Source organism: Heliomicrobium gestii, from assembly GCF_009877435.1.
Lineage (GTDB): Bacteria > Bacillota > Desulfitobacteriia > Heliobacteriales > Heliobacteriaceae > Heliomicrobium > Heliomicrobium gestii.
Window position 1 is genome coordinate 236,201 of the sequence record NZ_WXEX01000003.1, and the last position, 26,108, is coordinate 262,308.

A 26,108-nucleotide genomic window follows, 5' to 3' on the forward strand; every position below is an offset into this window, starting at 1 on the left:
GGCCGTCATCGCTGAAAACAGGCAGGGGGAAGCGGACGAATGCGAACAGAGCTGGTGTTGATCAAAGGGGCAGGCGATCTGGCGAGCGGTGTGGCCCACCGCCTTGTTCAATGCGGTTTCATCCCCGTCATGACCGAATTGGCCGAGCCCCTCGTCGTCCGGCGAACAGTGTCTTTTGCGGAAGCGGTTTATTCGGGGGAGACAACGGTCGAAGGTGTCCGCGCCGTACTTACCGAACAGGTGGACGAGGCGCTGAAATGGCGCGAGCGAGGCGTGATTCCGGTGCTCATCGACCCCGATGATCAGGCTGCGAAAATTCTCAAACCTACCTATTATATCGAAGCGACGCTTCGGAAACAAAACAATGGCTTGGCCAGGGACAGAGCGCCTTTTGTGATCGCCCTGGGTCCGGGCTTTTGCGCCGGAAGGGACGTTCACGCAGTGATCGAAACCAAGCGGGGCCACGACCTCGGCCGGGTGATCTACGAAGGCGTTGCCATCGCAGACACAGGCATCCCGGGCGAGGTGGGCGGTTACCGCCAGGAGCGTCTGCTGCGAGCGCCAACAGCGGGACGCTTTTCCGCCGGCTGTGCCATCGGCGACCAGGTCGCCCCAGGGGAAACCGTTGGAACGGTCGACGGTCAGCCGGTTCGAGCGCAGATCGCCGGCATCGTTCGCGGCCTGGTCAAGGATGGCATCACCGTGACGGCGGGACTGAAGATCGGCGATGTTGATCCCCGGTTGGAGCGATCCTACTGCGCTAGCATCAGCGACAAAGCGCGAGCGATCGGCGGGGGCGTCTTGGAGGCCATGCTTCACTTGGCGCTGCGCCGCCCATAAAGGCCGATAATTTCCAAAAATATTAGGTTCAGGTATCTTGAAGAGCGGAAAATGACATTGAATAAATACCCCTAATGCATTAAAATAACATTAAGAATTAATGCAAATAGGGGGCGATCGATTTGGCCGGTTTACTTCACCTACCTGTAAAGCGGAGATCCGTTACCCCAGCGGGAACCATAAGGCTGCTTTTTTACGGAAACAGCGCTGCATCGACACTAGTGGCCGGCGTGCAAACGAATCGTTTCTTCTCCGCCATAGCCAGCGGCAAAGATATTCACGACAGAAACCTCCCGGGAACCTCCTACTGCATGGTCAAAAAATATGATCGAAGCGGGGGGGCATCCTAATCTCGGGAGGTGATGGCTTTCTTTGAACGATGGCTGGACCCGACGCTGCAGCGTGTGATGGAAGGACCGGGTCCGAAAGACTTCACCGATCATTCCGAGGAATCATCGCTGGAGATCTTTCGTTTCCTGGACTGCGTCTGCGATACCTTTACCGGGTTCGACGTTCCCAGCGATGTCCAAGGCCTAGTGGAGGACGATTTGAGGGATACCGATGGCCAGCGTTCAGACCGTGACGGACTTGTAGAAAAGCCAGGCAACACCTGATCCATGGGGCGATCCAACCGTCCAGATGGATCGCCCTGTTTTGTTTTTCCATCCCCACAGATTCGGCTTTTTCGGAATCTTCCGCAACCTATTTTCTACATTGATGTTCCTGTGAATGCAAACCTTCAACAAGCGAGATGCAGTGGTATCGCTTTGGCGTGACCCCTGTTCATCTTCATCTACTCAATCAGCCCTCATCCTATGAAACGAAAGAGACAATGGCATGTGGCTTTACATTTTCCTGTAAAGAGAAATTCTAATGTATTTATAACAAAAAATCATCTGTTGCGTGGAAAAATAATCCGTTATGATTAAGGCAGGGAGTTGAGTTACTGGCGACAGCACGAGCAATTTGGAGGGGAAAGATGGTAACATTTCGCGAACTGGCTGAAGAAGGTGAATTTCTCAAACAGAGCATCATGGCGCCTCTGCCGGAAAAAGTAGTCAGTCAGATCCTGCCGGTAGAGATCTGGGCGAGGAAATGCATAAAAACGCTTAGACAGCGAGTGCCCCAATCGACAACAATTCACTATTTCACCAGCTTGGCGGCTACCCGTGAACCGAACATGCTCACTTTTGACAAGATGCTGTTCCTCATCGAGGGATTGGCGCTGACAGAGGATTTAGTGAGTCTCTTTGGTGAAACTCCGGATCCCTTGCTTCACGATGTCCCTGCCCTTGCAGAAGCCGATGTCCCGGTCAAGCTGACCCTTTGCCAGAATTCTTGAATCGATTGGCGAAAGCCGTTAACCCCGCGCCACCGACAAGCCGGCGCGGGGTTTTTTACTGTCCTTAGCCGCCGAGATCGGCTTGTCGAATCACCCGCGATGATGTATCGTGTAATTACATGAAATGTTGAGGTGTTTTGCATGAGAAAACCGGTGCTGAGCGACTATGGTTTGACAAAGGATGAGATTCCCGAGATTGAAAAGAAGCACAAAAATCGAAAGTGGATGGAGGCGGCGGTCACATTCGTTCCCTTGGGTTTGATCTACGCCGTTTTTAGCAGCGGCGTCATCCCGAATGAATGGTTGTTGATGGTCGTCCCCTTGGGCTTTGCGGCGGGCGCTGGCATCGCCATCGGCGGAAAGTACTTTTTCAACAAGTGGTATATGCAAACATACAACCCGAAGATCGAGGCCTTTGCTCGCTACAAAGTCGACACCAACGCCTATCAGTCCAAAGGAGAGTAACGTTCATCATCTCCCGGGAGTCGGCGATGCAAAGGGGCGCGAAAGAGCGGCGCGGGAGACGTGAATAAAAGTGCCCCCTGTGGCGGCAACCTAACGTGGAATCAAGCGAAAAGGATAGATGGGTCTATCGCGCGATTTCAAGATTCCCGGGCTTGACGAGCAAAAATGTACAATGCGACTGCTCCCCCCGGACTGTATTATCCTGTCGAGAGTGTCGGTGCCGCTCAGCAGGCGAGGTAGGCTGAGGATAACCGGACGATTGACGGGAGGGACGGGGGGATTTTTGTGTCTATCAATGCATAGTTTATCTCCGACAATCGTTCCTCAATGGTTTTTCGAATTTTCGTTTGTGCAAAGCCGTCATAAGCATTATGATAAACAGAGAGTGTATTCACAGACGCAGGAGGGAACGGCAATGGATGTCTGTCAATCAGGAAAAGGAAATGCAAAAGGAAGAAGCTCTTGCTCTCCTTGGTCGGTTGACGGATACCAGGGACTGCCGGTTCTCGTGGTGGAAGACAACCCGATTAACCTCAAAATGATCCGCACCCAACTGAAACAATTGGGGATTGAAACGGTACATACGGCGGTCAACGGTGATGAGGCGGTTCAGTTGGCCCGTCAAAACGCTTATGGATTGATTCTCATGGACTGCCAGATGCCGGTGATGGACGGTTACAACGCAACGGCCTTGATCCGGGACTTTGAAGGCCAAGCCGCCCATACCCCGATTGTGGCGGTTACGGCCCATGCCCTCCCGGGGGATCGGGAAAAATGCATCCAGGCGGGGATGGACGATTATATCAGCAAACCGGTACGCTTACAGCAGTTGTTGGAAGCGCTGCAGAGTTGGCTGCCGGCTTCGGAGACGACTCGCGTCGCTGCAAAGGAACGGGACGCGCAAGCGAGGGAAGAGGGGAAGGCAGTGCCTGCTAGTATGCCCAAGGCTGACGTATCATCAACAATTCTCAGCGGAGAAAAGGCGTCGGCCCTCTCGCCCGTCGATTTCAACGTGATCCAAGGACTTCTCGGCGCAACCATGGAGGAGTTGCCGCTCTTTTCCCACCTTTTTGTCCTTTTCTTTGCAGAATCCCGCGATAAGATGGAGAGAATTCGCTTGGCCTTGGAAGCGAAAGACGCCGGGCAGGTCTGCGCCTTGGCCCATGCGTTAAAATCAGCCAGCGGCAATGTGGGCGCCCTCGGGTTGTCCCAATTGTTTCGGGAGATAGAGATGCAGTCCCGCTGTGGCGCCATTGATGGCGTGCCGCTCATGTACGAGCGGGCGGAAAAAGAGTACGAACGGGTGAAAGCGGCTCTTGCCCAGTACTGTGACCGTTGCGGTTCTCTCCGATGAGATGAAGCGCGGAGCCAGCATAAGGTGACTGTTTTGCCGCATCCAGTTGCGGCTTTTTTTGTACCCCCATTGATTGATTTCTGGCGAAAGATATTGCATAGATGAGCTTGTGATAGCAAATAAGAGGGGAAAAAGAAGGGAATCGAAAAATGACGAAGAATGTATAAACTTGACGATTTTTAAGAATTAATTGTCAATTGGAGTATCCCGTTTCGTACCAACTGTAGGTGTTTTATCGCATTGCTAGTGAACGTGATTACACTTTCAAATACCCGCCATTGGAGGGACTCCATGGAAAGACATTCCGAATACCGGTTGAGTGAGATCATCAATGTGGCCAAACTTCAAGAGATTCAGGACAAGTTTACGGAAGCGACAGGAATCGCCGCGATCATTGTCGACGGTGAGGGGCGGCCGGTGACCAATCCCAGCAACTTTACGAAATTTTGCATGATGGTCCGATCCACGCCGGAAGGCCTGGAACGGTGCATGTGTTCCGATTCCCGTGGAGGCAGGGTGGCCGTGCGGGGGCAAAGCGCCAACGTCTACCGCTGTCACGGCGGCCTGACCGATCTGGCGGCGCCGATCATAGTCAACGACCAGTACATGGGCGCTTTTCTGGCTGGCCAGGTTCGATTGAGCGAACGTGACTATGATGTGACCGCTGATGTGCAGCATCGTATCGCCGATCTGGGCTATGATCCTGCAACGGTGTCAGCGCTGTTGGCCGAGGTGGAGGAAATACCGGAGAACAGGGTGAAGGCGTCCGCCGACTTGCTCTACATCATGACAAACTACATCGTCGAAATGGGCATCGCCAATATCGCCCAGCGGCGTCTGTTAATGGAGATGAGGGAGAAGGCCGATCTGGAGAAGATGCTTCGCGAAGCGGAGATCAAAGCGTTGCAATCCCAGATCAACCCCCATTTTTTATTCAATACCCTAAACACCATTGCCCGGCTTGCCCTGCTGGAAGGGGCCTCTCAGACAGAGGAGGTTGTCTATGCCCTTTCCGATCTCCTGCGGCACAATCTCCGCCACGACCGTCCCATGAGCGTGCTGCGCGAAGAGATCGATTACATCCAGAGCTACCTCTCCATCCAGGCGGCCCGCTTTGGCGACCGGATCCGATCGACCGTTGACATCCCGGAAGATTTGCTCGATCTGCAAATCCCCACGATGACGCTGCAGCCGCTGGTAGAGAACGCCATCATCCACGGTTTGGAGCAAAAGACTGGTGGCGGCAAGATCGACATCGCCGCCGTCCGGGAACAGGGCCGTGTGACGGTCCGCATCATAGATACGGGCGTCGGCGTCACACCGGAAAAGATCGATGAGATCTTTCGCGGCGAGCGGTACACCCCCAGAGGCCATACGACAGGGTTAGGGATATTGAATGTCCATTTACGGCTTCAGCATTACTTTGGTCGCGAGTGCGGCCTGAACATCACAAGCGCCCCCGGCAAGGGAACGACAGTGGCGATCCGTCTTCCCTCCCCGGCCAATGAACCCGGGTATTGATGCCAGGAAGGAGAGGGAGCCATGTGCACCTTGTTGGTTGTCGACGATGAATCCTTGGAACGGCAAGCCATTCGCCAGATCATCAAGCGGGAAGATCTTGCGATGGAAGTGGTGGGCGAGGCTGCGTCGGGTGATGACGCCGTCGCCTTGGCCGAAACGGTGCGGCCCGATGTGGTGCTGCTCGATATCCGCATGCCCGGCCTCAACGGCATCGAGGTGATGAAGCGCCTGCGCGGTTTTTTGCCGGACTGCCGGATCATCATCCTCACGGCCTTTGACGAATTCCAATACGCCAGGGAAGCGGTCCAGTGGGGCGCGTTCAACTACCTGCTCAAACCGGTCCGGCCGGCCGAACTGGTGCGGGTCTTGGCTACAGCCGCCGACCAGGTGAGGGAAGAAGGGGAAAAACGCGCTGAGGCAGAGCGGTTGCGCCATCAGGCCAAGCTGCAGGCGCAAAACGCCGCGCCGTTGTTGCGGTTGAATCTTTTCGCCGAATCGGTGCATATCACTCCCTCCGGTGTCCTTGTTTCCATGGAGCGGTCACTCCTGGAAAAAATCCGCTGTGGCGAGCGACGCGAAGCCCAGGCGGGATTACAGGCCCTTCTCGACGAAGCCCTGCAGCGCTGGGACAGCTTGGAAACGGTCAAAACCTACCTCGTTGAACTGCTGATCCTCCTGTCCCGTTCCGCCATGGAAGGGGGCGCCCAACTGAACCGTCTTTCACTGTCGGATCGAGAGCGGATTGAGGGCTTGCTGGCCTGTCGCACGAAAGAGGACTGTCGCGCCTGGACCGAACGAACCCTGGAGAGCCTCTTTGACAGCATGGTCGACAACCGTTCCAGCGCCAACCGCCGCCTGATCAACCGCGCCTGCGAGTACATCACCGCCAACTGCCAGCGCAACCTCTCGTTGGAAGAGGTGGCCCGCTCGGCTCACCTCAGCCCCTACTACTTCAGCCGCATCTTCAAGACGGAAAAAGGGTGCAACTTCGTCGACTTTTTGACGAACGCCAGAATGGAGCGAGCCAAAAAGCTGCTGACCGACACGGACAACAACCTGATCCAGATCGCGGGACAGGTGGGGTACCAGGACTCGAGCTACTTCTGTCGCGTCTTTCGCAAGGAGACGGGCATGACGCCGAACCGCTACCGCAAGGAGATGCGGCGGGGGAACTTTACTCAAGCGATCTCGAAATAGGAGCAGAGTTCAGACAAGCAACCGTTGCCAAGGCGACGGCGCAGTGTTTATAATCAGAAGAGGATGATGTGTCAAAGGATGGGCGCATATCCTCTTTTTTCTTTTTTTAATGGATACAAGCAGGACTCCCGCCCTACGGCCTGGAGCGCTATATAAAGAAAGCATACGTCTACTGGCTTGGTGGGCGATTTCATCCTAAATGCCTGAATCAATTGCATGAGTACATACAGAATAATATCAGTACGGAAGACAAGGTTGAACTCTGGTCCATCTGGTTTGGAGATAACGGTGAAACAAAACTATCCCAAACAATCGCCTTGCCGGATCTGACAGTAACGGATCTTGAATTGCTTCGAAGTCACTGGCACTGTTGCATCATGATAGAAAGAGGCGCCTAGAGAGGCGTGCGCGTATTACCATTGTTGATACGTGTGCGCCTCTCTCTATTTAAATTTGGAATGTAGGTCTTGAGTTCATCATTGGTTTTTTGGTTGCCCTCTTCCATTGCACAGCGCAAAAGAACCCCATTTTATCAGAAAAGTTCTATGACTTGTCCGAAAAGTCCAATGATTCGTTATATCCGTCAATTTCATGCGCTTGCGGGAACAAGAATGTCCACTAGGAGCGCAAGAACCCTCATAGGAAAAGAAGGCCATTACGCCAATATATTTAGCGTGGATTGAAACTGCGGGCACAAGTGCGATGAGTGGCGGTTTCAAGCCTCAGGTGATACAAAGCCACAGGTGACTTGTAACATTCGCGATTCAAGGACACAAACCATGAACCCCGTGACCGAAAGCAGAAGGCGGTGCTGAATTTGGAGAAGATTCAGGAAAAACCGAGGATGATTCAGGAGTACGTCCCCGGCAAACAGGTGACCCTGGCCCACCTGATCGCGAACCCCAAAAAAGACCTCTGCGAGCGCCTGGGCTTGGAGACCTGTTCAGCCATTGGCATCCTGACGATCACCCCGAGCGAAGCCGCCATCATTGCCGCCGATGTGGCCACCAAGACGGCCGCTGTGGAAATCGGATTTCTCGACCGGTTTACCGGCTCTCTGGTCATCAGCGGAAACGTCTCGGCCGTGGAAGCCGCCCTCCAGCAGGTGACGACCATGCTCTGCAATCAATTGGCCTTTTCTGCCGCCGACCTGACCCGCTCCTGATGGGCGCGGCCATGAAGCGCGTCATGCTCATCGGCACCGTAGGCGCCGGGAAAACAACCCTGATCCAAGCCTTGCAGCGGCTTGCCGATGGAGTCGGCGAGGGACGCACCGAGGAACTCAGCCAGGAACCCGTCGAGAAACCCACCGAGAAACCCACCGAGAAACTTGCCGAAGAACGCTCCGCCGGAAAAGCCGCCAAGACCCAGATGATCCTCTACCACGATAGCATGATCGACACGCCGGGCGAGTACATCCAGTCTCCCCGATTTTACGCGGCGCTCCAGGTGACCGCCGCCGATGCGGCCATGATTCTCCTCGTCCATGATGGCACGAAACGCAGCGTATCCATTCCCCCCGGCTTCGCCGGCATGTTCGCCTGTCCTGTCATCGGTGTGGTCACCAAGATCGACCGACCGGAGGCAGACCAGCAGACAGCGGCGGCCCGCCTGAAACAGGCTGGAATCAAAGAGTCGATGTTCTTTGTTTCCGCCCGCACCGGCGAAGGCCTGGCGGAATTGCATACATTCCTCGCCGAAAGGGGGTGCAACCATGGGTGAAGCATTGGGTTTGGTCGAAACAAAAGGCCTCGTCGGCGCGATTGAAGCGGCTGACGCGATGGTCAAAGCGGCCAACGTCATTCTCGTTGGTTACGAAAAGATCGGCTCCGGTCTCGTTACGGTAATGGTCCGCGGCGATGTGGGCGCCATCAAGGCCGCCACCGACGCGGGCGCTTGCGCGGCCGCCAAGGTCGGCGAAGTCCTGTCGGTCCACGTCATTCCGCGTCCGCATATGGATGTGGAAAAAATTCTTCCGAAATTGAAGTAATCATGAAGAAAACACGGAGGTGTTTTGATCGTGCATGAGCAGTTGATGGACAAGGTCATGGAAGAGATCAAAAAGCGCATGGAAGCGGCAGCCCCGGAAGCGCCCAAAGCAGAAGCTCCCAAAGCCGTTCTCAGAAACCCCGGCATCACCGAGTTCGTCGGCACCGCTATCGGTGACACAATCGGCCTGGTCATCGCCAATGTCGATCCCATCCTGCACTCTTACATGAAACTCGATCCCAAGTATCGTTCCATCGGCATCCTGGGCGCCCGCACCGGCGCTGGCCCCCACATCATGGCCGCCGATGAAGCCGTCAAGGCCACCAATACGGAAATCGTCGCCATCGAACTGGCTCGCGACACCAAAGGCGGCGCCGGCCATGGCAGCCTGATCCTCTTCGGCGCCGAGGAAGTCTCTGACGCCCGCCGCGCCATTGAAGTGGCCCTGAAGGAATTGGATCGCACCTTCGGCGACGTCTACGGCAATGACGCCGGCCACCTGGAGATGCAGTACACCGCCCGCGCCAGCTACGCCATCAACAAGGCCTTCGGCGCTCCCCTGGGCAAAGCCTTCGGCCTGATCGTCGGCGCCCCCGCTGCCATCGGTGTCATTATGGCCGATACGGCGGTCAAAACGGCCAACGTGGAGATCGTCGGCTACGCCAGCCCCGCCGCCGGCACCAGCCACTCTAACGAAGTCATCCTGCAGATCACCGGCGACTCCGGCGCCGTTCGTCAATCTGTGCTCGCCGCTAAGGAAATTGGGTTGAAGCTCATCGAAGCCATGGCCGGCCCGGCCCCTTCCGCGACGACGCCCTACATCTAAACAATAGGGAGGGATAGCGAGTGAAACGCTCCAAGCGCTTCGAAGCCCTGGCAGCCCGCCCCGTCAACCAGGACGGATTTGTGGTCGAGTGGCCGGAAGTGGGTCTCATCGCCATGGGCAGCCCCAATGACCCCGTACCCAGCATCAAAGTGGTGAATGGGAAAGTCGTCGAACTGGACGGCAAAAAACGGGAAGAATTCGACTTCATCGATCAATTCATCGCTGACTACGCGATTGATGCGAATATCGCCGAAAAAGCCATGGCCATGGACAGCCTGGCCATCGCCAAGATGCTCGTCGACATCAACGTCTCTCGCGACGAGGTTGTCAAAGTGGCCCGCGGTCTCACGCCGGCCAAACTGGTCGACGTCTTCGACAAGATGAACGTCGTCGAAATGATGATGGCCGTTCAGAAGATGCGCGCCCGCAAGATCCCCTCCAACCAGTGTCACGTCACCAACCTCCAAGACAACCCCGTGCAAATCGCCGCCGAAGCCGCCGAAGCGGCCCTGCGCGGATTTGACGAGATGGAAACCACCGTCGGCGTTGTCCGCTACGCCCCTTTCAACGCCCTCTCCCTGCAGGTCGGCGGTCAAGTCGGCCGAGGCGGCGTTCTGATCCAGTGCGCTCTGGAAGAAGCGACAGAACTGCTCCTGGGCATGCGCGGCATCACCGCTTACGCCGAAACCATCTCCGTCTACGGCACGGAAAACGTCTTCGTCGACGGCGACGACACCCCCTGGTCCAAAGGCTTCCTGGCTTCCGCCTACGCCTCCCGGGGCCTGAAGATGCGCTTCACCTCCGGCACCGGCTCGGAAGTGCAGATGGGCTACGCCGAAGGCAAGTCCATGCTCTACCTGGAGATCCGCTGCATCCTCATCACCAAGGGCGCCGGCGTTCAGGGCCTGCAAAACGGCTCCATCTCCTGCATCGGCGTCCCGGGCGCTGTTCCCTCGGGCATCCGCGCCGTTCTCGCCGAGAACCTCTGCACCACCATGCTGGACCTGGAAGTCGCCTCCGGCAACGACCAGACCTTCTCCCACTCCGACATGCGCCGGACCGCCCGCCTGCTCATGCAGATGCTGCCGGGCACCGACTTCATCACCTCCGGCTACAGCGCCACGCCGAACTATGACAACATGTTCGCCGGTTCCAACGTGGACGCCGAAGACTTCGACGATTTCAACATCATCCAGCGCGACCTGAAGGTCGACGGCGGCCTGCGCCCCGTTTCGGAAGCGGAAGTCATCGCCGTCCGGAACAAAGCGGCCAAAGCCCTCCAGGTCGTCTTCCGCGAACTGGGCTTCCCGGCCATCACCGACGAGGAAGTGGAAGCGGCCACTTACGCCCATGGCAGCAAGGACATGCCACCCCGGAACGTCGTCGAAGACCTGAAAGCCGCTGAAGAGATGATGAATCGCGGCATCACCGGCATCGACATTGTCAAAGCCCTGGCGAAAAACGGCTTTGCCGACATCGCCCAGAACGTCCTCAACATGCTCAAGCAGCGCATCTCCGGCGACTACCTGCACACCTCGTCCATCCTGGACAAGGACTTCAACGTCGTCAGCGCCGTCAACTGCTGCAACGACTACGCCGGCCCCGGCACGGGCTATCGCATAAGCAAGGAACGTTGGGACGAGATTCAGAACATCAGCCAGGCCATCAAGCCGTCTGACTTTGACGTTTGATCGGGAGAGAGGTGGAACAAGGATGCAACTGAACGAGCAAGTGCTCCGTGAGATCGTACTGCAAGTCCTGCAAGGCATGGAAGCTCCCGCTGCCGCTGCGCCCAAGACGGTCGTCACCGGCCGGCCGATGACCATCACGGAAAAAGGCGAAGCCCGCCCGGGCGCGAAGAGCGACGAAGTCGTCGTCGCCCTGGCCCCGGCTTTTGCGAAATATCAGAACAAGACCATCGTCAACATTCCCCACAGCGATGTCCTCCGCGAAATCATCGCCGGCATCGAAGAAGAAGGGATGCGCGCCCGGGTCATCCGCGTCACCCGCTCCTCTGACGTGGCCTTTGTCGCCCATGATGGCACCAAGATCAGCGGCTCCGGCATCGCCATCGGGATCCAGTCCCGGGGCACCACGGTCATTCACCAGAAAGACCTGCCGCCCCTCAGCAACCTGGAACTGTTCCCCCAATCGCCCCTGATCGACCTGCCGGCCTACCGGGCCATCGGCCGCAACGCCGCCAAGTACGCCAAAGGCGAGTCGCCGACGCCGGTTCCCACAAAGAACGACCAAATGGCTCGGCCCAAGTTCCAGGCCAAAGCGGCCGTGCTGCACATCAAGGAAACGGAACACGTCGTTCCCGGCGCCAAGCCGGTTGAACTCGAAGTACAGTTCTAGAAGGTGGTGACGGGAATGAATGAAAAAATGCTCGAAGAACTGGTCCGCCAGGTGCTGGCATCGGTGACCCAGGCGCCCGCCGCGCCTGCCGCTGCTCCCGCACAGGCTTGCAGCAAGCTCGATCCGAAAGCCGACTACCCACTGGCCACGAAGCGACCGGAACTGCTCAAATCGCCCACCGGCAAGAAACTCAGCGACATCACCCTGGACAACGTCCTCAGCGGCACCGTTTCCGCCGATGATGTGCGCATCACCCCGGAAACCCTGCGGATGCAAGCGGAGATCGCCGAAGGCGTCGGCCGCGTCCAGTTTGCCGCCAACCTGCGCCGGGCTGCTGAACTGACGGCCATCCCTGACGCGCGCATCCTCGAGATCTACAACGCCATGCGCCCGTACCGCTCCACGAAAGCCGAACTGTTGGCCATCGCCGACGAACTGGACAACAAGTTCGCCGCCAAAATCAATGCCGCTTTTGTGCGGGAAGCCGCTGAGGTGTATGAGCGCCGGAACCGCCTCAAAGCGGAGTAGGGAAGTGAACGCTCATGGCCATCGTGGCGGGCGTCGATATCGGCAACTCCACCACTGAGGTTTGCATCGCCCGGGTCGATGACCGGGGAGTGATGCACTTTCTGAGCAGCGGCATCGTCAAAACGACAGGCATCAAGGGAACGACTGCCAACATCCCCGGCATCCGCATGGCCCTCGCCGACGCCCTCAAACGCGCCGGTGTGGACATGCACGATCTGAAGCAGATCCGGTTCAACGAAGCCACCCCCGTCATCGGCGACTTGGCCATGGAGACGATCACCGAAACGATCATCACCGAGTCGACCATGATCGGTCACAACCCGGGCACCCCAGGCGGGCTCGGCCTCGGTGTCGGCAAGACGGTGGCCTTCGGCGAACTCGATCAGGTTCTCTCCGGGGAAAAGGTGATTGTTGTCATCCCCGCCGGCATCGACTTTGCCGATGCCGCCCAGTCCCTCAACTGGGCTTTTGACCGCGGTGTTCTCATCGAAGGGGCCATCGCCTGCCAGGATGACGCGGTCCTGATCGCCAACCGGCTCGAAAAAACGATTCCCATCGTCGACGAAGTCACCCTCATCGACAAGGTGCCCCTGGGCATGTTGGCCGCTGTGGAAGTGACCGAGCCGGGGAACACGATCCAGACCCTCTCCAACCCCTACGGCATCGCCACCGTCTTCCACCTGACGCCGGAAGAGACGAAAATGGTCGTTCCCATCGCCCGGGCGCTGATCGGCAACCGCTCCGCCGTCGTCGTCCGGACGCCCCAGGGCGATGTGAAGGCCCGCACCATCCCCGCCGGTGCGATCACCATCTTCGGCCAGCGCAACCGCGAAGAGATCGACGTCGACGCCGGCTCAACCAAGATCATGCAGGCGGTGGAACGGGTCCAGCCGGTCGTCGATGTCAAAGGGGAGCCGGGCACCAACGCCGGCGGCATGCTGGAACGGGTTCGCCAGGTCATGAGCGACCTGACGGGCCAGCCCCTCAACCAGATGAACATCCAGGACCTGCTCAGCGTCGACACCTTCATCCCCCAAGAGGTGCGCGGCGGCTTGGCCGGCGAGTTCGCCTTGGAAAACGCCGTCGCCCTGGCGGCGATGGTCAAGACGAGCCGCCTGCCGATGCAGCAGATCGCCGATCAACTGATGGCGCAGCTAGGCATCCCGGTCGTCATCGCCGGCGTGGAGGCCAACATGGCCGTCCTCGGGGCGTTGACGACACCGGGCACAGACAAGCCCCTGGCCATCTTGGATATGGGCGGCGGTTCCACCGACGCAGCCATCGCCACCCGCGACGGCAAGACCCACTCCATCCACCTGGCGGGGGCAGGGGATATGGTCACCATGCTGATCAACTCGGAACTGGGCCTCAATGACATTGACCTGGCCGAGGACATCAAGAAGCACTCCCTGGCCAAGGTAGAGAGCCTCTACCATGTCCGGCTGGAAGACGGCACGGTGCGTTTCTATGAAAATCACCTGCCGCCCCAGGTCTTCGCCCGGGTCGTCATCTTGAAGGAGGGCGGCATGGTTCCCATCCCGACGACCCACTCGCTGGAAAAGATCCGCCACGTGCGCCGGGAAGCCAAGAAAAAGGTCTTTGTCACCAACGCCTTGCGCGCCCTGGCCCGGGTGGCCCCCACCGGCAACGTCCGTCACATCGAGTTCGTCGTCATGGTCGGCGGTTCGGCCCTTGACTTCGAGGTCGCCGACATGGTCGCCGACGCCCTGGCCGAATACGGCATCGTCTGCGGCCGCGGCAACATCCGCGGGACCGAAGGCCCGCGCAACGCTGTCGCCACCGGCCTGGTGCTCACCGATACCGGCGACGGGAGGTGAGTGGCCGATGTCCACGGCAAATGCCGTCCAAGCGGCGACAAGCGCGTCCGGAGCGACGGTAAATGCAGTCCAAGTGACTACAAATGTTGCGACAACGAATGTTGCCAAGAACCTCCCCGCTGCCGCCGCAATGGCTGCGGAGCGCGCGCCGGCAAAACCATCGGTCCTCATCTTCTACGCGCCCCATGACGGTTGTCCGCAGAAGCTGCGGGAACTGCACGCCGGACTGGAAGAGGAAGGCATCCCCGCAGCCGCTCAGGTTATAACGGCGGGCGCACTTGAACAGATCGCCTACCAGGCCGCCCAGACCTCCCAACTGGGCGTCGGCATCAGCGTCATCGGCGGTCAGGGGATGTGCATCCACCACCGCCGCCTTCCCGAAAACCGTCCCCTGTTCGTGCTCGATGAGACAGCAAGACCGGCCGACTGGCGACGCTTGGGCTACAACGCGGCGCGGCTGGTCAAAGGGACGGCCTTCAAGCTGGAGACGGACGATGAACCGGCGAGCCGGAGCGGGAAGAACGCCGCAACAGGGGCAACAGGAGCGACAGGAGCGGCAGGTCGAGCGGAAGCGAGCCTCCGTGATATCGCAGATTCAACAATGGACGCTATGCCACCGGGCGCTGAAGAACCACTCGACCAAGTGATCGCCCGGATCGTCGCCAAGATCCTGGCGGAGCAAGGACCCATGCAAGGCAAGGCAACGAATCAAGGCGAGGCGAAGGGGGTGAACCCGTGGTCCAAAATGCCCTGGGGTTGATTGAAGCCGTCGGCATGGCTGCAGCGATCGAGGCTGCAGACACAGCCGTCAAAGCGGCGAACATCGAATTGCTCGGTTATGAACTGACCAAAGGCGGCGGCATGGTGCTGATCAAGCTGACCGGCGATGTGGGCGCCATCAAGGCGGCCGTCGCAGCCGGCGCGGAAGCGGCCCGCAAGGTCAACAAAGTGGTTTCCACCCATGTCATCGCCCGCCCCCACAGTGAAATCAAGGGCGTCATTCTCAACCGGGATACAGTCTCCACGAAGGCGTCCGGATCGAAGGTTGTATCCGAAACCCCGCCTGCGTCGGACTCGTCGACCAAAAGCGAGACGGACGCCGAACCTGAGCCCGCACCGGCGCCTGCTCCAGAAGCGGCGGAAGAAGCGATAGCGGAACCTGTGACAGAGCCGGTCGCAGAACCAATGACAGAACCAGTGACAGAACCGGTGGCAGATGAGGCGGTAGAAGAGACTGTAGAATCGGTATCTGAACCTGATGCAGAACCGGTATCCGAGTCAGAGACCGCCCCCAAAACTGCTCCGGAAACAGCCCCGGAGATGGAAGCGGCGACAGAAGCGACAGCCGAACCGGTGAGTGAACCGGTTTCGGAAGAGGAAGTCGGCCCTCATTCCAGATACACTTGCAATCTCTGCGGCGATCCCCGCTGTCCCCGGAAAAAAGGGGAGCCCCGCAGCACCTGCATGCACCACAAAGCCTAAGGAGGTATGACCGATGCGAGGAGAAGCTCTGGGCATGGTGGAAACCAAAGGTCTCGTCGGCGCTGTCGAAGCGGCTGACGCCATGGTGAAAGCCGCCAACGTCAATCTGATCGGTTATGAAAAAATCGGTTCCGGCCTGGTCACCGTCTTCGTCCGCGGCGACGTCGGCGCTGTCAAAGCGGCTGTCGATTCCGGCGCCGTTGCGGCCCAAAAAGTCGGCGAACTGGTCGCCGTCCATGTCATTCCCCGCCCCCATATGGACGTGGAAAAAATAATTCCCAAATTCGACGCCTGATCCTGACGTCTTCGGACGCAGGGCAGAAGTAGGTGAAACCGTTGGACTCCAAACTGATGGAACAGATCATCACCCAGGTGGTTCTCGCCCTGCAGGAGCGCTTCCCCAATGGGGAAGCGCCTCCCAAAGGGATTCCTGTCGGTGTCTCCAACCGCCATCTCCACCTCTCCACGGCGGACGCCGCCATCCTCTTCGGTGAAGGCCATCCCTTGACAAAAATCAAGGATCTCAAACAGGAAGGCGAGTTTGCCGCCGAAGAGACGGTGACCCTCATCGGTCCCAAAGGGGTATTGCGCGGCGTCCGCGTCCTCGGCCCTTTGCGTGGCAAGACGCAGGTAGAGATCTCCCTCACCGACAGCTTTTCCCTCGGCATTAAGGCCCCGATCCGCGATTCCGGTCAGACCCAGGGATCGCCGGGGATTTCCATCGCCGGTCCCTGTGGCGTCCTCATGCTCCGAGATGGCGTGATCGTCGCGGCCCGGCACATCCACATGAGCCCGGCCGAGGCGGACGCCTTCCGCCTCCATGATCAGGATCGGGTCAACATCGAGACCTTCGGACCGCGCGGCGTCATCTTCAAAAACGTGCTGATCCGGGTGCATCCCAAGTTCCGCCTCGAAATGCACCTGGACGTCGATGAAGCCAACGCCGCAGGCCTGAAAAACAACGACGCCGTCTACCTCTATCGACAGGAGTGAAAGGAGGCGGGCGTTGATGGATGAAGAACTGGTGCGCCGCGTGATGGCGGAAGTGATGCGGCGCATCCACCAGACCTCGGACGAAACAACCGCTGACAACGCTCCCGCGCCGCCCCGGTCTTCTGTGATGGCGATCTTCACCGGCGGCACCATCGGCATGGAGGAGGGGCTGGCGGCCTTGAAGGAACTGCAGGAAGATGACTGCAACCTGACGGTCGTCCTCTCCCGGGCCGCCGAAAAGATCGTCACCGCCGAACGGGTGCGCAAGCACCTGGGTGACGCCGTGACGGTGCTGACGCCGGAATCGCCCTATCCAGGGAAAGCGCTCCGGCAGGCCGACCTGGTCATCGTGCCGGTGCTGACACAGAACACCATGGCCAAGCTCGCCCATACCTTGTCTGACACGTTGCCGACAACGCTGATCATGCAGTCGCTCATGCTGGGTAAGCCGGTCGTCGCCGCCGAAAACGCCGCCGACCCTCGCGACAGCTGGCGAGCCGGCCTAGCGATGGACAAAGCCCCCATCGTCCTGGTGCGCGCCTTTCAGGAAAACCTGCGCAAAGTGCGCGACTTCGGCGTCAACCTGACCGATGTGCGGAACCTGGGCCGGGAAGCCCGGCGCGCGCTGGAACGCTCGAAAGCGACCGCCGGGGAAGAAGCCGCGCCGCGCGCCGCCTCTCCGGCGAAACGGAACCTTGTCGACGCAGAAAAAATCAAAGCCGTCGCTCTATCGGGCGGGCGGGTCTACTCCGTCGCCCCGGGAGATCTGATCACCCCTCTGGCTCGCGACACAGCCCGGGATTACGGCGTAGAAATTATCCGGGCGAACACCTAAAAAAATCGGTGAGCCCGAGGAGGGGAGCGATCTTCCATGTGGATCGGAACGGTTGTCGGAAACGTCGTCTCCACCAGCAAGGATGAGAGCCTTGTCGGCAGCAAGCTGCTGATCGTCAAGCCCATGTCCAACAGTTCGGCCAACAAGATCGGTTTGATCGTGGCCGTCGACACCGTAGGCGCCGGAAACGGCGAACGGGTGCTGGTCCTGCAAGGGACATCGGCACGGCTGATTTTGTCCAATAAAAACAGCGCCGTCGACGCCGCCATCGTCGGGATCATCGACAGCGTCGAACTTGACGAACGGTTGCTCCACGACGCCGATTGACCGGCTCTGCAAACGGCCGGCCCGATTCGCCCCGTCGCGGCGGGTCGGGTGGGCCGGGAGCGCCAAGCCCCGCAACACCACCGAATGGCCGGCAAGGGGTAATATGTGATGAAAGTCTACACCAAAACAGGCGATCGGGGCGTCACCAGCCTCTTTAGCGGCCAGCGGGTTCCCAAAGATCACGCCCGCGTCGAGGTCTACGGGACGCTGGACGAAGCGAGCGCCGCCCTGGGTCTCGCCAAATCGCTGACCAAAAACGAAAAAGCCCTGTCGATCATCCACCGCATCCAGGCGGAACTCTTCGACGTCAACGCCGACCTGGCCACCGAACTCGGCGAAGAGGCCAAGCGGCCCCTGCGCTACCGCCTGACGGAGGATCACGCCCGGGCGCTGGAACAGTCGATCGACAGCCTCGAGGCCGCCCGAATCCCCCAAAAGGGGTTTGTCATCCCGGGCGCTTCGTCCGCCGGCGCCGCCATCGACCTGGCGCGAACCATCGTCCGCCGGGCCGAACGGGCCGCAGTAAAGCTGTCCAAGTTTGCTGAAGTCCATCCGCCTGTCATGGTCTACCTGAACCGCCTGTCCGACCTGCTCTTCGTGCTGGCCCGGTTCGTGGATCAGGAAGAGATGATCGCCCAAGTGACCGCCAAGGTGAAGCGCATTTTGACCGAGAATTCGGCGGCTGGGCTTTCTCCCGAAGAGCGGTCGTTTTTTGAGCAGCCGATTCTTGAGCCGGCGACGGAGCAACCGTCGACCCCGGAGCATCCTGCGGCCAACGATGCGGCTGCCGACACCGCAACGTCGACAAAAAAACCGGCTGCTTCGACGCTGCTCGGTCGCGCCAAAGCGATGATTGAAGCCGCCGAAGCGAAAGCCGCCGAAATCGGTGTACCCATGGTGATCACCGTCGTCGATGGCGGAGGAAACCTGGTGGCCCAACACCGGATGGATGGGGCCCTGCTGGCCAGTATCGCCATCTCCCGGGACAAGGCTTACACAGCGATGGCCTTGAAGATGTCCACCGAAGCAGCGGCGGCCTTGGCCCAGCCCTACCGGGCGCTTTATGGGTTGAACACCGTTGACGGCGGCCGGCTGGTCGTCTTCGGCGGCGGCATCCCCATCGCTGACGACGGCGTGATCATCGGCGCCATCGGGGTGAGCGGCGGTTCTGTCGAACAGGACATCGCCGTCGCGCAAGCCGGATTGGACGCTTGAGTACGCCGTGAAACAGGGAGTGAATGACCAATGAACATCAACCAAGAGATCGTCGGCAAGATCGTCGCCGAGGTGCTGGCCAACCTGCAAGGGGTGGAAACCAAAGCCGTGGCGCCCCAGATCCCCGGCGTGTTTCCCACCGTCGATGAAGCCGTCAAAGCGGCTCGACGGGCCTACCTGCAACTGCAGACCCTGTCGGTGGCCCAACGGGAAGAACTGATCGCGGCCATGCGCAACGTCGCCTTTGCCCACGCCGAGGAACTGGCCCGTCTGGCCGTCTCCGAAACGGGCATGGGACGGGTGAGCGACAAGATCCTGAAAAACCAGCTGGTCGCCAAAAAGACGCCCGGCACGGAAGATCTGACGACCACCGCCTGGACCGGAGATGACGGCCTGACCCTGGTGGAGATGGGCGCCTACGGCGTCATCGGCGCCATCGCGCCGACGACCAACCCCTCCGAGACCATCATCTGCAACGGCATCGGCATGATCGCCGCCGGCAACGCCGTTCTCTTCAGCCCCCACCCGACGGCGAAAAAGACCTCCTACCGGACCTTGGAGATCCTGAACAACGCCATCATCGAGGCGGGCGGCCCCTGCAACCTGCTGACCATGGTCGCTGAACCGTCCATCGAGGCGGCCAACGAGATGATGAAACACCCCGCCATCAACCTGCTCGTCGCCACCGGCGGACCGGGCGTCGTCAAAGCCGTCCTCTCCTCCGGCAAAAAAGCCATCGGCGCCGGCGCCGGCAACCCGCCGGCTGTCGTCGACGAGACAGCCGACATCCCCAAGGCCGCCCGCGACATCATCGCCGGCTGCTCCTTTGACAACAACCTGCCCTGCATCGCCGAAAAAGAGGTCATCGTCGTCGGCTCGGTCGCCGATGAACTGATCGCCCACATGCGCCGCAACGGGGCCTACCTGATCAAAGGATCGGAGATCGACGCCCTGCTCAAAGTGGTCATGACGGAGAAGGAAGAGCTCATCGCTCCCGGCTGCACCGTCAAGCCGAAAAAGAGCTACGGCATCAACAAGTCCTGGGTCGGCAAGGATGCCCAGCTCATCTTGAAGGCCATCGGCATCGACGTGCCCGACAGCATCCGCGCAGTCATCTGCGAGGTGGAAGAGGACCATCCCTTCGTCATCGAAGAACTGATGATGCCGATCCTGCCCATCGTCCAGGTGAAAAACATTGACGCCGCAATTGAACTGGCCGTCAAGGTCGAACATGGCAACCGTCACACGGCCATCATGCACTCGAAAAACGTGGACAACCTGACCCGTCTCGCCCGCGCCATCCAGACGACCATCTTCGTCAAAAACGGCCCTTCTTACGCCGGGATCGGCGTCGGCGGCGAAGGCCACACCACCTTCACCATCGCCGGTCCGACCGGGGAAGGCCTCACCTCCGCCCGGACCTTCACCCGCCAGCGTCGCTGTGTCCTCGTGGAAGGCTTCAAGATCGTCTAACCACGCGACCCCTCAGAACGCTAGGCCCATGGCCTTGGCTTTTACAGCCTAAATATGCTTCGCTAGACAGGATCGAAGAATCGGGATTGATGGGGGCGGGGCAACTCGCCCCCTTAAAAAGCGGGTGATTGAAACCGATGATTGAAAAAATCGTCGATGCGGTGAAGGCTGCTGGCGTGGTGGGGGCCGGCGGGGCCGGTTTTCCCACGCATGTGAAAATAAACGCGAAAGCGGAGCTGATCATCGCCAACGGCGCCGAATGTGAGCCGCTGCTGCGCGCCCACCAGCAGATCATGGCCGTCGAGAGCGACAAAGTCGTCCTCGGCATGATCGCCGTGATGCTGGCCACCGGGGCAACGAAGAGCTACATCGCCCTCAAAAAGAAGTACGCCGCCGCCACGGAGGCCCTGGAAAAGTCCATCGCCGTCCATGCGCCGGGGCGGATCGAGCTCTTCTTCATGCCAGATTTTTACCCGGCCGGCGACGAGCAGGTCATGGTCTATGAGGTGACCGGGCGGATCGTGCCGGAAGGCGGCATCCCCTTGCAGGTGGGCGTCGTCGTCATCAATGTGGAGACGCTGCTCAACGTCACCCGGGCCATGGATGGCGTTCCCGTCACGGAAAAATACGTCACCGTCTCCGGCGCCGTCCACAAGCCGGTGACCCTGAAAGTCCCCGTTGGCATCTCCGTGAGCCGCCTCGTGGAAGCCGCCGGCGGCGCAAAGATCGACGATTACGCCCTCATCGACGGCGGTCCCATGATGGGACGCCTGATCGAGAAGGACGCCGTCGTCACGAAAACGACGGGCGGCATCCTCGTCCTGCCGCAGGACCACCCGTTGATCGTGAGTCGCCAGTTGCCCTGGCAGGCGGCCCTCAACCGGTCCAAATCGGTTTGCTGCGCCTGTCGCGCCTGCACCGACAGTTGCCCTCGCCACCTGCTCGGTCACGGCCTGGAGCCGCACCGGATCATGCAGGCCGTCGGCAACGGCCTTTCCGGCAGCGCCTCCACCATGTTGACCAGCGTCTTTCTCTGTTCCGAATGCGGCGCTTGTGACAGCTTCGGCTGCACCATGGGATTGTCACCGCGCCGCGTCAACGCCGAACTGAAGCGGCAGATGAGCGCCGCCGGCATCAAAAACCCCCACCACAACAAACCGCTCCGGGCGGGCTCACACCGCAACAACCGGCGCATCCCCATCAAACGCCTCGTCTCCCGGCTGGGCCTGTACGAGTACGACATCCCCGCGCCGCTGGTGAATGAACTCCTGGCGGCGGACGAGGTGCGACTGCCCCTGCGGCAGCACATCGGCGCGCCGGCTGTCGTCGCCGTGAGCGCCGGCGATAAGGTGACGGCGGGGCAACTTGTCGCTGCCATGCCCGAAGGGGCAGCGGTGAGCGCCAACATCCACGCCAGCATCGACGGCGTCGTCGTCTCGACGGAAAACGGCGTCACGATCCGGGCGGAAGCCTGAGAGGGGAGGGGAAGCAATGAAAAACGCCATCGGCATGTTGGAGATTGAAAATGTGACCCAGGGCATCCTCGTCGCCGACACCATGCTCAAGTCGGGCAACGTGGAACTGCTCCTGGCCCAGCCCCTCTGCCCGGGCAAGTACGTCATCCTCGTCAGCGGCGATGTCGGGGCCGTCCAGAGCGCCGTCCGCAGCGGCCAGGCGATTGGAAAAGACCATGTGGTCAACGACTTTGTCCTGCCCAACGTCCATCGGACCATCTTTCCGGCGTTAACGGGCTGCACCGAAGTCAAGCAGATCCGGGCGCTCGGCGTCATTGAGACCTATTCGGTCGCATCGGCCATCGTCGCCGCCGACCAGGCCGTCAAAGCCGCCGCCGTCGAACTGATCGAGATCCGCCTGGCCCGCGGCCTGGGCGGCAAAGCCATCGTATCGCTCACCGGCGATGTGGGCGCTGTCACCGCCGCCATCAAGGCCGGCAGCCACATCATCGCTGACAGCGGATTCCTGGTCGATCAGATCGTCATCCCGGCGCCGCACAAAGGGTTGCAGACGAGCATTTTCTAAGGCGAGTAGTATTTTCTAAGAGGATTATTTTCCGAGACGAGCAGTTTCTTAGGCAGAACGGTTCGGCTTACCGATAAGGGCCGGCTACTTCTATCGCAATAAGGTTTTGAAGAAGCCGGACGAGTTCCCCCGAGTTTCTACCTTACTTCTATCCTGTTTCACGCTACGTCATCTTAATGAAGCGTAATCGTCTGGCTGGCCTTCCTGTCCAACTGGGAACTGGTGGAAGACAAAGGCGCCAAACTGGGCATCTTCTGCACCGCCCCCGCTGTCCGCAACACCCCGGCCAACCTGCTCTGTGAGATCATCGCCACCATCATGCTCATCGTCCCCGTGTTCGCCCTGACCTCCAAAGCCGTCGCCGTCCCCGCCGGCAAGGTCCCCTACATGGTTGGCATCCTGATCTGGGGCATCGGCCTGAGCCTCGGCGGCCCCACCGGCTACGCCAACCCCGCCCGTGACTTGGGACCCCGCATTGCCCACGCTATCCTGCCCATTGCCGGCAAAGGCGGATCTGATTGGGGTTATGCTTGGATTCCCAGGGAAGGCCCCTTCATCGGTGGTGTTTACGCGTACTATATTGCGCTGGCTGCTGGGATTCTCAAGTAGGAAATTGGATAAAAAAAGAACCATTGGTTAGCGAAGAGCCAAACGTTTTCATTTTATTCAATCTGGCGCCGTTCTAGTTTACGGCGCTAGATTTGTGTTGTTTAGCTACTTTAAAAACAAGTGAAAAAAGAGGTAACAGGGAAAATATAAATTGGGCTTCAACGGAGTAATATTGACAATGTGAAAATATACGCTAAGGCTAATGTTGTCCATTTATTATTCTGTCAACTTAGTAGGGCGCTTGGTTCGGGACGAAGGGCCACAGGTTCGAATCCTGTCGCCCCCAACCATTGACTTTATTGGGTTGTTGGGAGTGTGGGCAGTGGCTACGGTAGAGCGGTTACAAATGGTATAACGACTACTGGTTAAATTCAGATGATTAAGTTGAGGTCTAGGATGAGTAGCCCTTGGATTTTTTTGCGTGTGTTGCAGTAGGAAAACAGCCGACCATTGACCGAACGGATAAGGAAAGCCAGCGTAGGTAGGTATATTATTGTTTATATTATTGGGGAACAGTAGTGGTCAGAGCACTACAAGAGTTTCATAGTCTAGGGCTTACAATGACTAAAAATAGGGTATTGTGGCACGACTCTGTCCGGAGTAGACTATATACGTTGATTAAAAAAGACAACCAAAAAATGGTATATTTTTAAATTTTGTCTCATACTATTACTTAGGCAGGATTTGTCTAATGAGGATAGAATAAACATGATATCCTAATATCCTCTACTGTCCTGCATGTTTTTGAATGGCGGGAGTGCAGTGAAAGAAATCGATTTAATCGCACCAGTGGTAAAGAGCTTTTCTGACCGTGGTTATCGGGCATATGCTGAAGTAAAGCTGAGTTCAAGGTGGATTGACGTATATCTCATTAATGAGAATACTTTTGAAACGATAGCCATTGAGTTAAAACTGACTAACTGGAAAAAGGCGTACCAACAGGCAAAGGTATATCCATTAGTTGCTGACTATGTTTATATCGGAATGCCAGAAAAATACGTCCATCGTGCCCTAGACAACATAGACCTATTCAAAAAACTTGGGGTAGGTATTTTATCTGTTAGTCAGGAAGTTATTGAAGTTCTTGAGCCACAACAAAGTACAATTTTATCACAAAACGTAAAAAGAGAGGTCATTGGGAAATTAGAATCTGGGAGTGAGTTAGTTCTAGATGAACAAAACAATCTTACCAAGACAATTTATCCGTGTGGCCGCATCCAATGAATTAACTTCTGCTGAAAACGCCTTGGATTATGTTGATGCTTTTATGATTAGCCAACCATTCGTGTGCAAAATGGGCACAAGCATTGCTGCCTATTTACAAAAATACAAAAAACCTTTTTTATTTGACCCTGAAACATATAGGTACTTTTTCCCGGCTAAGAGGCATCTTAAAAATAAAAAACCCCGTCTTTGGCTTAAAGAAATGTCCTTAATGATGCCGGAGGAAATAAAGAATTCTTTTGGTCAACGTAAAGCTTCATTAACTAATTTCGACGGCTCATCTATTATTGAGTTTTGTCAAGCAAATCTAGAAATACAGACAAGTTTAAAAGGACAGGATGGAAATCCTTTATTGCCACTAGCTATAATGTGTCCCTATGCAATGATTGATAACGTTGAAATTTCCAAAAAAACAATGTTTCACATTCAAATTGTTAATACGATGAATAAAATTAATAAGACGGGTTTACCGGTGGTAGCAACAATCTACCTTGCAAGAGAATTATTATCTAACCCAGTTAGATTGAATAATATTGCCGAATCTTTTAATGTTTCTCATTGTCTAGGAGTCGCAGTTTGGATTGATAACTTTGATGAAGCAACAGCAGATGATATTGAGTTAGAAAACCTTAAGGACTTCTACTTAAAATTATCTGAGTCAAAACATGTTTTGGCACATTACGCGGGAATAGCTCAAATCTTAATGATGTACTCCGGTATAAATTCAATAACACATGGTATCCATTATCAAATGATGAAAAACGGGGTTTCTGAAGGCGGAGGACCAGCTCACTACTTCTACCTTCCAAATATTCGGCAAAGAATTCGTACAATTGATGCGGCTGCAATAGTTGCTCGTCAGGCATTCAATCGCCAAGAATATTTGACAGCAATTTGTAATTGTCCTATTTGTTATTCTGAAATATCTCATAACCCTAAAGATGCTATTTTAGCTTTAGAAGGCAATACTAGTGAACAAGTTTCTAGGCTCATCACTCATTTTGCACACAATAAAAGATTAGAAATCCACAATATTAGATATTTAAGCAAAGAACAGTATGCAGAATGGTTATTGACGGGATCAAGGCAATTAGATTTAACGGATGACGAACTTGTTTATGTTGAAACAATAGAGAGATGGATTAGTGCAATATTAAATATTCATACTGAAGAGTTTTGTAGTGAGTCTGTTTAGGTAATATACAGTTTACCAGGTCAATAAACTGAGAAAATGGTAATAGTTTAATAACAAGGTGCTACTTATAAGTTAGCCATTCGTAGCGACCTTTTTTCAAAGTGAACCGCACCCCGGAAATCGGACAGTGAAAGAAATTCACCCCCTATGGTAGAATTTGAACACTACTATAGGGGGTCATTCATTGTGGTAAGTAAAACTAGTAGGAAATACTTTGATCAGCACATTATTGAAGAAGTATTACAGATGAGAAGTGAAGGATAAACACATCGAGAAATCAGTGAGCATGTCAGATTCTCAGATGAATATGTTATTAAACAACTCATAAAACGTCACAATCGAAAAAAACGTCAAATAAGCTGGTATTATTCCGCGAAGAAAAGGACGTCCTCGGAAAATGGGTCGCGTGAATCTGACAACAAAGGAGCATTTGATTAAGAGGCTTTAAATGGAGAAC

The 26,108-nt window shown here is 57.1% G+C and carries 28 protein-coding genes; all 28 read left to right on the forward strand.

What is annotated here, in order from left to right:
* The first annotated feature begins 39 nt into the window (after nucleotides 1-39).
* The 28 genes from yqeB (at nucleotide 40) to GTO89_RS05060 (ending at nucleotide 25,651) form a co-directional block, all read left to right on the forward strand.
* Complete coding sequence (yqeB, locus tag GTO89_RS04925) at nucleotides 40-840, forward strand: selenium-dependent molybdenum cofactor biosynthesis protein YqeB (protein WP_161260951.1); 801 nt, start codon at nucleotides 40-42, stop codon at nucleotides 838-840.
* Nucleotides 841-1,202: 362 nt separating this feature from the next.
* Nucleotides 1,203-1,454, forward strand: a complete 252-nt coding sequence (locus GTO89_RS04930) for a hypothetical protein (protein WP_161260952.1) — start codon at nucleotides 1,203-1,205, stop codon at nucleotides 1,452-1,454.
* Between the two features lie 365 nt (nucleotides 1,455-1,819).
* Nucleotides 1,820-2,182, forward strand: coding sequence for a hypothetical protein (locus GTO89_RS04935; protein ID WP_161260953.1), 363 nt, complete (start codon nucleotides 1,820-1,822; stop codon nucleotides 2,180-2,182).
* A gap of 141 nt (nucleotides 2,183-2,323) precedes the next feature.
* The gene (locus tag GTO89_RS04940; protein WP_161260954.1) at nucleotides 2,324-2,647 is read left to right on the forward strand and encodes a hypothetical protein; all 324 of its coding nucleotides are present in this window, start codon (nucleotides 2,324-2,326) and stop codon (nucleotides 2,645-2,647) included.
* Between the two features lie 415 nt (nucleotides 2,648-3,062).
* Entirely contained in the window at nucleotides 3,063-4,001 is a 939-nt protein-coding gene (locus tag GTO89_RS04945; protein WP_161260955.1) for a response regulator, read from the forward strand.
* Nucleotides 4,002-4,292: 291 nt separating this feature from the next.
* Nucleotides 4,293-5,522 carry a sensor histidine kinase gene (locus tag GTO89_RS04950; protein ID WP_161260956.1) on the forward strand — a complete coding sequence of 410 codons (1,230 nt, stop codon included), beginning with the start codon at nucleotides 4,293-4,295 and terminating at the stop codon, nucleotides 5,520-5,522.
* A 21-nt stretch (nucleotides 5,523-5,543) separates the two neighbouring features.
* Nucleotides 5,544-6,719, forward strand: coding sequence for a response regulator transcription factor (locus GTO89_RS04955; RefSeq protein ID WP_161260957.1), 1,176 nt, complete (start codon nucleotides 5,544-5,546; stop codon nucleotides 6,717-6,719).
* A gap of 844 nt (nucleotides 6,720-7,563) precedes the next feature.
* The gene (locus GTO89_RS04960) at nucleotides 7,564-7,884 is read left to right on the forward strand and encodes a BMC domain-containing protein (RefSeq protein ID WP_161261028.1); all 321 of its coding nucleotides are present in this window, start codon (nucleotides 7,564-7,566) and stop codon (nucleotides 7,882-7,884) included.
* Between the two features lie 11 nt (nucleotides 7,885-7,895).
* On the forward strand, nucleotides 7,896-8,441 hold the full coding sequence (locus GTO89_RS04965) for a EutP/PduV family microcompartment system protein (RefSeq protein WP_161260958.1): 546 nt from the start codon (nucleotides 7,896-7,898) through the stop codon (nucleotides 8,439-8,441).
* A complete protein-coding gene (gene pduA / locus GTO89_RS04970) occupies nucleotides 8,434-8,709 on the forward strand; it encodes a propanediol utilization microcompartment protein PduA (protein ID WP_161258605.1) in 276 nt (91 codons plus the stop codon). Before GTO89_RS04965 ends, pduA (GTO89_RS04970) begins: the two co-directional genes overlap by 8 nt.
* 30 nt (nucleotides 8,710-8,739) lie before the next feature.
* Nucleotides 8,740-9,534, forward strand: coding sequence for a propanediol utilization microcompartment protein PduB (gene pduB / locus GTO89_RS04975; RefSeq protein WP_161260959.1), 795 nt, complete (start codon nucleotides 8,740-8,742; stop codon nucleotides 9,532-9,534).
* Between the two features lie 20 nt (nucleotides 9,535-9,554).
* Entirely contained in the window at nucleotides 9,555-11,225 is a 1,671-nt protein-coding gene (locus GTO89_RS04980) for a propanediol/glycerol family dehydratase large subunit (protein ID WP_161260960.1), read from the forward strand.
* 22 nt (nucleotides 11,226-11,247) lie between these two features.
* A complete protein-coding gene (locus GTO89_RS04985; protein WP_161260961.1) occupies nucleotides 11,248-11,892 on the forward strand; it encodes a propanediol/glycerol family dehydratase medium subunit in 645 nt (214 codons plus the stop codon).
* Nucleotides 11,893-11,907: 15 nt separating this feature from the next.
* Nucleotides 11,908-12,420, forward strand: coding sequence for a diol dehydratase small subunit (locus GTO89_RS04990; protein ID WP_161260962.1), 513 nt, complete (start codon nucleotides 11,908-11,910; stop codon nucleotides 12,418-12,420).
* Nucleotides 12,421-12,434: 14 nt separating this feature from the next.
* Entirely contained in the window at nucleotides 12,435-14,258 is a 1,824-nt protein-coding gene (locus GTO89_RS04995) for a diol dehydratase reactivase subunit alpha (RefSeq protein WP_161260963.1), read from the forward strand.
* A gap of 7 nt (nucleotides 14,259-14,265) precedes the next feature.
* Nucleotides 14,266-15,018, forward strand: coding sequence for a glycerol dehydratase reactivase beta/small subunit family protein (locus GTO89_RS05000; protein WP_161260964.1), 753 nt, complete (start codon nucleotides 14,266-14,268; stop codon nucleotides 15,016-15,018).
* Nucleotides 14,994-15,740 (forward strand): BMC domain-containing protein, encoded by a 747-nt coding sequence (locus tag GTO89_RS17785; RefSeq protein WP_204758212.1) that lies wholly within the window; start codon nucleotides 14,994-14,996, stop codon nucleotides 15,738-15,740. The genes GTO89_RS05000 and GTO89_RS17785 overlap by 25 nt, the downstream gene beginning before the upstream one ends.
* A gap of 13 nt (nucleotides 15,741-15,753) precedes the next feature.
* A complete protein-coding gene (gene pduA / locus GTO89_RS05010; RefSeq protein WP_161260965.1) occupies nucleotides 15,754-16,035 on the forward strand; it encodes a propanediol utilization microcompartment protein PduA in 282 nt (93 codons plus the stop codon).
* A 41-nt stretch (nucleotides 16,036-16,076) separates the two neighbouring features.
* On the forward strand, nucleotides 16,077-16,733 hold the full coding sequence (locus GTO89_RS05015) for a phosphate propanoyltransferase (protein WP_235920234.1): 657 nt from the start codon (nucleotides 16,077-16,079) through the stop codon (nucleotides 16,731-16,733).
* Between the two features lie 16 nt (nucleotides 16,734-16,749).
* Nucleotides 16,750-17,568 (forward strand): flavoprotein, encoded by an 819-nt coding sequence (locus GTO89_RS05020; protein ID WP_235920235.1) that lies wholly within the window; start codon nucleotides 16,750-16,752, stop codon nucleotides 17,566-17,568.
* 36 nt (nucleotides 17,569-17,604) lie between these two features.
* A complete protein-coding gene (locus tag GTO89_RS05025) occupies nucleotides 17,605-17,895 on the forward strand; it encodes a EutN/CcmL family microcompartment protein (RefSeq protein ID WP_161260967.1) in 291 nt (96 codons plus the stop codon).
* A 108-nt stretch (nucleotides 17,896-18,003) separates the two neighbouring features.
* Nucleotides 18,004-19,110 (forward strand): cob(I)yrinic acid a,c-diamide adenosyltransferase, encoded by a 1,107-nt coding sequence (locus GTO89_RS05030; protein WP_170294378.1) that lies wholly within the window; start codon nucleotides 18,004-18,006, stop codon nucleotides 19,108-19,110.
* Between the two features lie 30 nt (nucleotides 19,111-19,140).
* Nucleotides 19,141-20,583 (forward strand): aldehyde dehydrogenase family protein, encoded by a 1,443-nt coding sequence (locus tag GTO89_RS05035; protein WP_161260969.1) that lies wholly within the window; start codon nucleotides 19,141-19,143, stop codon nucleotides 20,581-20,583.
* Between the two features lie 137 nt (nucleotides 20,584-20,720).
* Nucleotides 20,721-22,058, forward strand: a complete 1,338-nt coding sequence (locus GTO89_RS05040) for a 4Fe-4S dicluster domain-containing protein (RefSeq protein ID WP_161260970.1) — start codon at nucleotides 20,721-20,723, stop codon at nucleotides 22,056-22,058.
* A gap of 16 nt (nucleotides 22,059-22,074) precedes the next feature.
* Nucleotides 22,075-22,623, forward strand: coding sequence for a BMC domain-containing protein (locus GTO89_RS05045; protein ID WP_161260971.1), 549 nt, complete (start codon nucleotides 22,075-22,077; stop codon nucleotides 22,621-22,623).
* A 222-nt stretch (nucleotides 22,624-22,845) separates the two neighbouring features.
* Entirely contained in the window at nucleotides 22,846-23,232 is a 387-nt protein-coding gene (locus GTO89_RS05050) for an MIP/aquaporin family protein (protein WP_407929484.1), read from the forward strand.
* A gap of 762 nt (nucleotides 23,233-23,994) precedes the next feature.
* On the forward strand, nucleotides 23,995-24,456 hold the full coding sequence (locus tag GTO89_RS05055; protein WP_161260972.1) for a hypothetical protein: 462 nt from the start codon (nucleotides 23,995-23,997) through the stop codon (nucleotides 24,454-24,456).
* On the forward strand, nucleotides 24,404-25,651 hold the full coding sequence (locus GTO89_RS05060) for a hypothetical protein (protein WP_161260973.1): 1,248 nt from the start codon (nucleotides 24,404-24,406) through the stop codon (nucleotides 25,649-25,651). The genes GTO89_RS05055 and GTO89_RS05060 overlap by 53 nt, the downstream gene beginning before the upstream one ends.
* The last annotated feature ends 457 nt before the right edge of the window (nucleotides 25,652-26,108 follow it).